This window comes from Kitasatospora sp. NPDC085464 (assembly GCF_044541955.1).
Lineage (GTDB): Bacteria > Actinomycetota > Actinomycetes > Streptomycetales > Streptomycetaceae > Kitasatospora.
On the sequence record NZ_JBITTM010000079.1, the window covers coordinates 21052 to 31587 of the forward strand.

7 protein-coding genes and 1 pseudogene are annotated in these 10536 nt (G+C 72.9%); 5 read left to right on the top strand and 3 right to left on the bottom strand.

Features of this window, described 5'->3' with window-relative positions; all coding sequences use genetic code 11:
* Positions 1-89 precede the first annotated feature (89 nt).
* Positions 90-2189 carry an amino acid adenylation domain-containing protein gene (locus ACIGG8_RS40475; protein WP_396553574.1) on the bottom strand — a complete coding sequence of 700 codons (2100 nt, stop codon included), beginning with the start codon at positions 2187-2189 and terminating at the stop codon, positions 90-92.
* Between the two features lie 176 nt (positions 2190-2365).
* On the opposite strand from ACIGG8_RS40475, the gene ACIGG8_RS40480 reads away from it, so the two are divergent.
* The 5 genes from ACIGG8_RS40480 to ACIGG8_RS40500 all read left to right on the top strand — a co-directional run bounded on the left by ACIGG8_RS40480 (position 2366) and on the right by ACIGG8_RS40500 (position 7720).
* Entirely contained in the window at positions 2366-3181 is an 816-nt protein-coding gene (locus ACIGG8_RS40480) for an ABC transporter ATP-binding protein (protein ID WP_396553575.1), read from the top strand.
* A 128-nt stretch (positions 3182-3309) separates the two neighbouring features.
* Positions 3310-4458, top strand: coding sequence for an iron uptake system protein EfeO (efeO, locus tag ACIGG8_RS40485; protein WP_396553576.1), 1149 nt, complete (start codon positions 3310-3312; stop codon positions 4456-4458).
* A gap of 244 nt (positions 4459-4702) precedes the next feature.
* Positions 4703-6025 (top strand): iron uptake transporter deferrochelatase/peroxidase subunit, encoded by a 1323-nt coding sequence (efeB, locus tag ACIGG8_RS40490; protein WP_396553577.1) that lies wholly within the window; start codon positions 4703-4705, stop codon positions 6023-6025.
* A gap of 46 nt (positions 6026-6071) precedes the next feature.
* Positions 6072-6917 (top strand): iron uptake transporter permease EfeU, encoded by an 846-nt coding sequence (gene efeU / locus ACIGG8_RS40495; RefSeq protein ID WP_396553578.1) that lies wholly within the window; start codon positions 6072-6074, stop codon positions 6915-6917.
* 143 nt (positions 6918-7060) lie between these two features.
* A complete protein-coding gene (locus ACIGG8_RS40500) occupies positions 7061-7720 on the top strand; it encodes a DUF4232 domain-containing protein (RefSeq protein ID WP_396553579.1) in 660 nt (219 codons plus the stop codon).
* Between the two features lie 64 nt (positions 7721-7784).
* On the opposite strand, the gene ACIGG8_RS40505 is transcribed toward ACIGG8_RS40500, so the two are convergent.
* Positions 7785-10349, bottom strand: a complete 2565-nt coding sequence (locus tag ACIGG8_RS40505) for an ABC transporter permease (RefSeq protein ID WP_396553580.1) — start codon at positions 10347-10349, stop codon at positions 7785-7787.
* Between the two features lie 90 nt (positions 10350-10439).
* Positions 10440-10536: pseudogene (locus tag ACIGG8_RS40510) on the bottom strand (ABC transporter ATP-binding protein); the annotation flags it as partial.

Genomic DNA, 10536 nt, shown 5'->3' on the forward strand with positions numbered 1-10536 from the left:
CACCGTCACCCGCGGCCCGCCGACACCACCTCTCCCGCACGTCACCCGCGGCCGGCCGGCACCCCCGTTCCGTCACCCGCGGCCGGCCGTCACCCCTTCCCGACCGGCGGACGCCAGACCACGAACCGCACCAGCACCAGCGCCGCGAGCATCAGCGGGATGTTGAACGCGAACACCAGCGCCGTCTCCCGCGGCCAGTCGGTGGCCCTGGTGATCCGGTACAGGTTGTCCTGCGGCCACCAGTTGACGAGCAGCCAGGTGATCGCCAGATGGGCCAGCACCGACAGCCGCTGCGGCCTGCCCAGCCGCCGGACGGCGTCCAGGCCGATGCAGAAGTAGACGAACCCGGCGCCGAAGGCCAGGTTCTCGCAGAGGTAGAGCAGCCGGAAGAAGTTGCTGTAGGGGGCGGGGACTCCGGTGAGGTCGGTCGAGCCGGGGAAGAGGGTGTCGGTCGTCACCCACGCGCCCCCCGCGAACACCAGCACGCAGAGGACCGCCGCGCAGCCGTTCGTGAAGGCCGAGTCACCGCCGGCGCCGCCCCCGGCCTTGCCGCCGCCCTTCCGGGATCCGGCCTTCCCCGAACGTGCTGCCGGGCGCGGGGCGGTGTGCTCCGGCGGGGCGGGCAGCGGCAGGGCCGCGCGGTCCAGCTTGCCCGCCCGGGTGCGCGGCAGCTCGGACACCGGGACGACCGCCGCGGGCGCCTCCCCGGCCGGCAGCTCCGCCGCCAGGTGCTGCGAGAGCGACCAGCCGTCCGCGCCCTCGCCCCCCGGCTCCGCCACGGCGTAGCCGACCAGCCGGCGCTGCCCCGGCCGCAGGTCCACCTCCACCACGGCGGCCTCCCGCACCGCGGGGTGCGAGCGCAGCACTCCCTCGGCCCGGGCCGCCGCCACCACCCGGGAGACCACCGAGCTCTTCCGGGCCTGCGGGACCGGCCCGAGCGCGTTGGCGGCCCGGCCGACGAACTCCAGCACGCCGTCCGGCCGCAGCCGCCCGACGTCCCCGGTCAGCAGCACCCGCCCGTCCGGGTCGAAGTCCGCCCGGACGAAGCGGCGCCCGGTCTCCTCGGGCCGGTCGAGGTAGCCGCGGGTCAGGCCGCTGCCGCCGATCGCGATCTCCCCGGCCGTCCCGGGCTCGGCGGGGGTGCCGTCCGGGCCGAGCACGTACACCCGGGTGCCGGGGAAGGGGCGGCCCACCAGCGAGACCCGCTCGGCGCCGTCGGCGGCGGCGGTGCCCCGCACGTCGAAGTAGGTGCTGTCCACGGTGGCCTCGGCCAGGCCGTACACGTTCAGCACCCGGGCCCGCTCGCCGAGCAGCCGCTGCAGGCCCAACTGCTCGTCCAGGTACCACTTCTCGGCGCCCACGGTGAGCAGCCGCACCCCGGGCAGGCCCTCGCCGGTCTCCGCCAGCCGGGCGGTCAGCCGGCGCGCGGTGCGGACGTTCAGCTCCAGGACGGTGATCCGCTCGGCGGCCACCAGGGCGGGCAGCGCGCCGAGGTCGACGGTGCGGTCCAGGGTGAGGTTGAACGGCGTGACCACCAGGGTGGCGCCGGTGCCCAGCGCCCGGACCCAGTCGGCGGTGAAGACGTCGAACTCCAGGCTCGCCGTCTGCAGGATCCGGTCCTCGGCGGTCAGCCCGTACACCTCGCGCCAACCCTCGTACGCCGCCAGCAGGTTGCGGTGCTCGACCAGCGCGCCGACGGGCAGGCCGGTGGAGCCGGAGGTGTAGAAGACGCAGGCCGGGTCCTGCGGCGCGACCTCGGGCGGCTCGAACGGCGCCACCGCGGGCGCGGCCGTGTCCACGCAGACCGGCGCCGCCCCGCTCGCGTCCGCGAGCCGCACCCGGTGCACCTCCTCGGTCACCACCACGTCCGGCGCCGCGTCGGCCAGCACGTGCCGCAGCAGCGCGTCCGGCGCGCTCGGCTCCAGCGGCACGTACGCCGCGCCCGTCTTCAGCACCGCCAGCAGCGCCACGTACACCTCGGTGCCCCGGCCGAGCGCCACCGCCGCCCGGCCGCCCGGGGCCAGGCCGTGCTCCGCCAGCACGGCGGCCAGGCGCTGCGCCCGCCCGTCCAGCTCGCCGTACGTCAGCTCGCGCTCACCGCAGCGCACGGCCACCGCCGCCGGCGCCCGGCGCGCCTGCTGCTCGACCAGCTCGTGCAGGGTCCGGGCCCGTTCCGTGTCCACGCTCATCCCGCCTCCCCCTCGTCCCCTCGGAGGCACGATCCTCCTCCCAACTCCCTTCGGGCAACAGGGTTATGGCGGTTCCACCCTGCGGACGGCCACGCCCGCCCCGGGCCGACGGTTGTACTCTGCACGCGGACGGACGCCACCGGGCCCGTCCGGTGCCGTGATCGGAGACCCACCCCATGAGCCAGCCCTTCGACGGCCCGCTGCTGCGCACCCGGGACGTGGACGTCGTGCGCGACGGCCGGTACCTGCTGCGCGGGATCAGCCTGGAGATCCAGCCGGGCGAGCACTGGGCGCTGCTCGGCCCCAACGGGGCGGGCAAGTCCACCCTGCTCGCCCTGCTCGGCGCCGTCTCCCACCCCACCCACGGCGAGGTCGACGTGCTCGGCCGCCGGCTCGGCCGGGTCGACATCCGCGAGCTGCGCGCCCACCTCGGGCACGTCAACCCGCGCCATCCGCTGCGCTCGCCGCTGACCGTCCGGGAGGTGGTGCTCACCGGGCACACCAACACCATCGAACCGGAGCTGCACCGCAAGCCGGCCCCGGAGGTGCTGGAGCGGGCCGACCGGCTGATCGAGACGCTCGGCATGAGCGCGATGGCCGGCGCGCCGTGGACCACCCTCTCCCAGGGCGAGCGCGGCCGGGCCCTGATCGCCCGCGCCCTGATGCCCAGCCCCCGCCTGCTGCTGCTCGACGAACCCGCCACCGGGCTGGACCTCACCGCCCGCGAGCTGCTGCTGGACAGCCTGGACCTGCTGCGCCACCAGCACCCGGACCTGGCGAGCGTGCTGGTGACCCACCACCTGGAGGAACTGCCGGAGAGCACCACCCACGCCCTGCTGCTGCGCGGCGGCGAGTGCGTCGCGGCCGGGCCGGTGGACGAGGTGATGACCACCGCTCTGATCAGCGAGACCTTCGGCCACCCGATCCGGATCGGCCGCCACGAGGGCCGCTGGAGCGCGCGGGCCGCCGCCCGCCGGACACCGGGAAGGTAACGGTTCAGGGGGTGGGTGTAGACGCTGGGACATCCATACGTAAGGTATGCCTTAGCTAACGACGGGGCTCGCCCCGCCGACCCCCGCAATGCCGTGGCACCCCCATGCCCTTTTCCGTTGGAGCACCCATGTCCGCCCGTCGCCGTTCCACCGCAGCAGTGCTGCTCACCCTCGCCGTGGCGACCGCTACCCTGGCCGGCTGCTCGTCCAAGAAGGACGACAAGGCGAGCTCCTCCGACGCCGTCAAGGTGAACGCCACCGACAGTGCGTGCGAGGTCTCCAAGACCACCTTCCCGGCCGGGCACGTGGTGCTGGACATCAGCAACAAGGGTTCCAAGACCACCGAGGTCTACGTCTACGGCGACGGTGACAAGATCATCACCGAGCGCGAGAACATCGGCCCCGGGACCAAGGCCAGCATCAACGCGGAGATCAAGGCCGGCTCGTACGAGGTCGCCTGCAAGCCCGGCATGGTCGGCGACGGCATTCGCCAGAAGATCACCGTCACCGGCGAGGGCGGCAGCGCCGCGCCCGCCGACCCGCGCCTGGCCGCGGCCGTCGACTCCTACCGCACGTACGCCCAGGAGCAGGCCGACGCGACCGTCCCGGCCGTCCAGGCCTTCGCCGACGCGATCAAGGCCGGCGACCTGGAGAAGGCCAAGTCGCTGTACGCGGCCTCGCGCACCGGCTGGGAGCGCACCGAGCCGGTCGCCGAGAGCTTCGGCGACGTCGACCCCAAGACCGACACCCGCGAGGACAAGGTCGAGGCCGGCCAGCAGTGGACCGGCTGGCACAAGCTGGAGAAGTCGCTCTGGGCGGACGCCAGGATCGGCGACGACGAGAAGAAGCTCGCCGACCAGCTGGTCAACGACCTCAAGGACTGGCAGGCGAAGATCCCCGCCGCCGAGATCACCGCGACCAGCATGGCCAACGGCGCCAAGGAGCTGCTGGACGAGGTCGCCACCAACAAGATCACCGGTGAGGAGGACCGCTACAGCCACACCGACCTGGCCGACTTCCAGGCCAACGTCGAGGGTGCGCAGAAGGCCTACGAGCTGCTGAAGCCGGTCGCCTCCGAGAAGGACCCGGAGCTGGCCAAGACGCTGGACTCCGAGTTCGCCGCCATCAACGCCCTGCTCGCCAAGTACAAGCAGGCCGACGGCACCTTCACCTCCTACGACAAGGTCACCGAGGCCGAGCGCAAGACCTTCTCCGACGCGGTCAACTCGCTGGGCGAGCCGCTGTCGAAGCTGGCCGCCGCCGTGGTCGTCAAGTAACCGACCCCGCGGTTCCCGCACCACCCACCCCACGACGCCGTGGCGGCCCCGACCGGCCGCCACGGCATCCGTGAGCCGGCCCACCGGCCCGACCCGCGGATCGGCGCAGGTCAGCACCACGCGCAGGGTCGGCACCACGCACAGGGTCAGCACCACCAGCAGTTCAGTACCCCCGAGCAGTTCAGTACCCCCGAGCAGTTCAGTACCCCCGAGCAGTTCAGTACCGAGAAGGGCCCGCCCGCCGATGGACGCCGAGAACCAGCAGCAGACCGGAACGCCGGCCGCCACCGACGCCACCGCCACCGACGCCACCGCGACCAAGGGCGCGGTCAGCCGGCGCGCCGTCATCGGCTGGGCCGGCGCGGGCGTCGCGCTCGGTGCCGCCGCCGTCGGCTCGGTCGCCGCCGCCACCAAGCAGGACGAGGCCGCCCCGGCGGCCGCCGCGGCCCCGGCCGGCGCCGAGGTGCCGTTCTACGGCGACCACCAGTCCGGCATCGCCACCCCCGTCCAGGACCGCCTGCACTTCGCCGCCTTCGACGTGTCCGAGAAGGCCACCCGCGAGTCGCTGGTCAAGCTGCTCAAGGACTGGACCAAGGCGGCCGCCGCAATGACCGGCGGCCGCGAGGTCGGCACCGGCGCCGCCACCGGCCTGCCCGAGGCCCCGCCGGACGACACCGGCGAGGCCCTCGGCCTGCCCGCCTCCCGGCTCACCCTCACCATCGGCTTCGGCCCGAGCCTGTTCGACAAGGACGGCGTGGACCGCTTCGGCCTGCAGGCCAAGCGCCCCGAGGCCCTGATCGACCTGCCGGGCTTCAAGGGCGACAAGCTCGACCCGAACCGCAGCGGCGGCGACCTCTGCATCCAGGCCTGCGCCGACGACCCGCAGGTCGCCGTGCACGCGATCCGCAACCTGGCCCGCATCGGCATGGGCACCGTCAGCATCCGCTGGTCCCAGCTCGGCTTCGGCAAGACCTCCTCCACCACCCCGGACGCGCAGACCCCGCGCAACCTGATGGGCTTCAAGGACGGCACCCACAACATCGCGGGCACCGACACGGCGAAGCTCGCCGACCACGTCTGGGCCGCCCCCGGCGACGGCCCCGAGTGGATGACCGGCGGCTCGTACCTGGTCGCCCGGCGCATCCGGATGCACATCGAGACCTGGGACCGCACCTCGCTCAAGGAGCAGGAGGACGTCTTCGGCCGCACCAAGGGCGAGGGCGCCCCGTACGGCAAGGCCAAGGAGCACGACGCGCCCGACCTCAAGGCGATGCCCGCGGACTCGCACGTCGCGCTCGCCCACCCGGACGCCAACAACGGCCTGATGATCCTGCGCCGCGGCTTCTCCTTCACCGACGGCACCGACGGCCTCGGCCGCCTGGACGCCGGCCTGTTCTTCCTCGCCTACCAGCGCGACACCCGCAAGGCCTTCGTGCCGCTGCAGACCCGCCTGGCGTCGAGCGACAAGCTCAACGAGTACATCCAGCACGTCGGTTCCGCCCACTTCGCCTGCCCGGCGGGCGTGCGCAAGCCGGGGGAGTGGTGGGGCCAGGCCCTGTTCGGCTGACCCGCCGCCACCCCCCGTACGTACCACCTCACCCCCAGGAGCCCGCGTGTTCGGCAACTACCTGATCGGCCTGCGCGAAGGTCTCGAAGCCAGCCTGGTCGTCTGCATCCTGATCGCCTACCTGGTCAAGACCGAGCGCAAGGACAAGCTGCCGCCGGTCTGGCTCGGCGTCGGCGCGGCCGTGGTGCTCTCGATGGCGTTCGGCGCGGTGCTGCAGTTCGGCTCCTCGCAGCTCACCTTCGAGGCCCAGGAGGCGCTCGGCGGTTCGCTGTCGGTCATCTCGGTCGGCCTGGTGACCTGGATGGTGTTCTGGATGCGGCGCACCGCCCGGCACCTGAAGACCGAGCTGCACGGCAAGCTGGACGCGGCGCTCGCGATGGGCACCACGGCCCTGGTGGTCACCTCCTTCCTGGCCGTCGGCCGCGAGGGCCTGGAGACCGCGCTGTTCATCTGGTCGGCGGTGCAGGCCACCGGTGACGGCTGGAACCCGCTGATCGGCGCCGCGCTCGGCCTGCTCACCTCGGTGGTGCTCGGCTGGCTCTTCTACCGCGGCGCGCTGAAGATCAACCTGGCCAAGTTCTTCACCTGGACCGGCGCCATGCTGGTCGTCGTCGCGGCCGGGGTCCTCGCGTACGGCGTGCACGACCTGCAGGAGGCCGGCTGGCTGCCCGGCCTGCACAGCCTGGCCTTCGACATCTCCAGCACCGTCCCGAAGGACAGCTGGTACGGCACCCTGCTGAAGGGCGTGTTCAACTTCCAGCCCGACCCGACGGTGCTGCAGCTGGTCGTCTGGGTGCTCTACCTCACCCCGACCCTGGCCGTCTTCTTCAACCTCCTCGGCGGCGACAAGGGCAAGCCTGCCCGGCCCGTCACCGCCACCCCGGCCGCCTGACCCGGCATTCCGGCCCCGACCGCCCTGCCCGGCACCCGCCGGGCGGGGCGGTTTCGTCATGAGTGCGTCACAGCCGGAACCGCACCGGTCCAGGGCGTCGTGGTCGGGGGTGGAAACACCGACCGTTCACCCATGGGGGGACCATGACCGTTCGCAGGCCTGCCAGGATCGCCGCCGCCGGGCTGACGGCGCTCGCCGCAGCCGTGCTGCTGACCGCGTGCAACGACGACGCCGGGGCGGGCGCGCAGCCGGCGCCGACGGTGACCGTCACCGGGGTGGCGTCCGCGCAGCCGACGAGCGGCGGCAAGGCGACCGTCCCCGGGGCGACGCCGACCGGGCCGATGGTGACGCAGTCGGCCGGCGCGCGCTGCCGGGCCGACGAGCTCACCGCCACCGTCCAGCTCCAGGACGCCGGTTCGGCCATGGTGATGGTCACCAACAAGGGCGGCCGCAGCTGCACCCTGTTCGGTTACCCGGGCTACGGCGGTCTGCGGGCCGACAACAGCGCGGACACCCTGGCCGTCAAGCGGGAGCCGCACCCCGGGCCGCCCACGGCGATCACCCTGAAGCCGAAGACGACCGCCTTCTCCGGCCTCAAGTGGAGCTCCTGCGACAAGGCCGACCCGACCTGCCACGTGATCGCCGGCCTGCGGCTCACCCCGCCGGACGAGACCGAGCAGCTGACCGCCGAGGTGCTCGGCCTCGACGGCAAGCCGGTCCTGCAACTGCTCGTCTCCGCCCAGGGCCTGACCACCGGCAGCCTGCAACCCTCCAACCAGGGCGTGGTGTTCGCCGGGCCGTGACACGACGGAGCCCCCGGGGCGGTCCGAACGGACCGCCCCGGGGGCTCCTGGCGTACCGTCCCGGCTACTCGCTCTTGATGGCGCCCAGGATGTCCAGCTTCGCCGCCTTGAAGGCGGGCCAGAGGGCGGCCAGCAGACCGATCACGGCGGCCGCCAGCAGGAAGCCGGCGACCTGGACCGGCGGCACCACGGTGGTGATGCCCTTGAGGTCGTCCGCCAGCGTGCGGACACCGGCCCACGCCACCAGGACGCCCAGGCCGATCCCGACCAGTCCGCCGAACAGCGCGATCAGCAGGGACTCCAGGCGGACCATCCGCCGGATGCCGAGCCGGTCCAGGCCGATCGCCCGCAGCATGCCGATCTCCCGGCGGCGCTCGAACACCGACATCGCCATGGTGTTGACGACACCGAGCACCGCGATGACCACGGACATGCCGAGCAGCCCGTACATCATGTTCAGGATCCCGTTGAGCATCTGGCGGTTCTCCGCCTTGATGTCCTTCTCGCCCTTGACGGCGATCAGCGGGTTGCCGCCGGTGGCGTCGCGCACGGCCTGCTTCAGCTCCCCGGTCGGGCCGTTCGCGCCCTTGACCAGGACCTTGTCCAGCCCGGAGCCGGGCAGGGCGTGCGGGCCGACGACGGCGTCGGGGGCGACGATCCCGGCCAGCACCGAGTTGGGCTCGATGACGGCGCCGACGGTCAGCGAACCCTTGCTGCCGTCCGGGTAGGTGACGGCGAGGGCCTCGCCGACCCGGTAGCGGCTCTGGCCGGAGCTGCCCGCGCTCACCATCAGCTTGCCCTGCTTGAGGGCGTCCGCGGAGCCGTCCTTGACCTTCACGGTGACCAGCCGGTCGATGGTGGTGGCGTCGACCGCCGTCACCCAGTCGCTGTCCGAGCCGTCCGCGCCGGTCTCCACCGGAATGGTGCGCACCACGCTCGTCGCGGTGACGCCGGGCGCCTTGGCGATCTGGGTGGAGACCTCGGGGGAGAGCATGGAGAAGTTCTCCATGGTGACCGCGTAGTCGGCCTTGAGGTCGTTCGCGGCCGCGTCGTCCACGGCCTTGTTCACCGAGGCACCGATCACCGTCAGCGAGGTGATCAGGGTGACGCCGATGGTGAGCGCCGAGGCCGTGGCGGCGGTGCGGCGCGGGTTGCGGATGGCGTTCTCCTTGGCCAGCTTGCCCGGAGTGCCGTACAGGGCGCGCAGCAGCGGCGCGAACAGGTTGATCAGCGGCCGGGACAGCAGCGGGGTCAGGACGAACACGCCGATCAGCAGCGCGCCCGCGCCGAGGCCGACCGTCTTGACCTCCTTGCCGGCCACGCCCGCCGCCAGCGCACCCGCGCCGGCCAGGGCGAAGAGCAGGCCGATCGTGTTGCGGATCACCAGGCTCTTCTGGGTGGCGGGCTGCTCGGCCGAGCTCATCGCCGCCACCGGGGCGATCCGGGAGGCACGGCGGGCGGGCAGCCAGGCGGCCAGCACCGTCACCAGCACGCCGACCGCGATCGCGGCGACCACCGTGCTCGGGGCGATGATCAGCGGGCCGTCCGGCAGGTTGGCGTCCATCGGGCCGTTGAGGAACGACTTGAGGCCGACGGCGATCCCGATGCCGGCCAGCAGACCGGCCACCGACGCCGTGAGGCCCACCAGGAACGCCTCGATCAGCACGGAGCGGGTGATCTGGCGCCGGGTCGCGCCGACGGCGCGCAGCAGGGCCAGTTCCTTGGTGCGCTGGGCGACCAGCATGGTGAAGGTGTTGGCGATGATGAAGATGCCGACGAACAGGGCGATGCCCGCGAAGGCCATCAGGAAGGTGCTCAGGAACTTGGTGCCCTGCTTGATCATCCGGTCCTGCTCGGCGGCGAGCTCGCGGCCGGTCCGGGCCTCGATGTTGTCGCCCTGCGGGACGGCCTGCTTGACGGCGCCGAGCAGCGCGTCGTCGTCGGTGCCCGGCTTGGCCTTGACGTCCAGCTCGCCGAAGCGGCCCGGGCTCAGGTAGAGCTGCTGGGCGGTGGCGGTGTCGAAGGCGGCGAGCGAGCCGCCGGCCGACACCCGCGGGTCGTTGGTGCGCAGGGTGCCGGTGAGCTTGAGCTCCATCACCGGGCCGTTGACGGCGACCCGGACGGTGTCGCCGACCTTGTAGCCGCCCTTGTCGGCGGTCTTGGCGTCCAGGGCGATCTCGGTGGCGTTCTTCGGGCCGCGGCCCTCTACCAGCGGGTAGCGCGGGTCGGTTCCGTCGGCGCCCGGCACGTAGTTGGTGCCGGTGGTGGAGAAGCCGTTGCCGATCAGCGCGCCCTTCTTGTCGGCGATGCCGGCGAAGCCGCTCACCACGCCGCGCGCGTCGGCGACGCCCGGCAGCGCGGCGACCTTGGCACGGGACTCCTCGGTGAGGGTCGGGCCGGTGGTGACCCGGGCGCCGTGGTCGTAACCGCGGAAGCCGGCCTCGTGGTCGCTGACCGTGACGGCGATGTCGGTGTAGCTCTTGGAGTTCTGGGTCCTGAGCGCCTCGCCGAGGGTGTCGGAGAAGACCAGCGTGCCGGCGACGAAGGCGGTGCCGAGCATGACGGCCAGCGTCGTCATCAGAAGTCGGCCCTTGTGGGCCAGCACATTGCGCAATGCGGTGCGGAACATGAGGGGTTGTCAGTCCTGGGGTGCTCGTGGGGACGGGTGGCTTCGGGACCTCGGGCGGCTCGCGGCCGGTGGGCCGTGAGGGGGTGTGCTCTAGCTGGTGCGGCCCTTGGCGTCGAAGCGGCGCATGCGGTCCAGGACGGTGTCGGCGGTGGGGTGGTGGAGTTCGTCGACGATGCGGCCGTCGGCG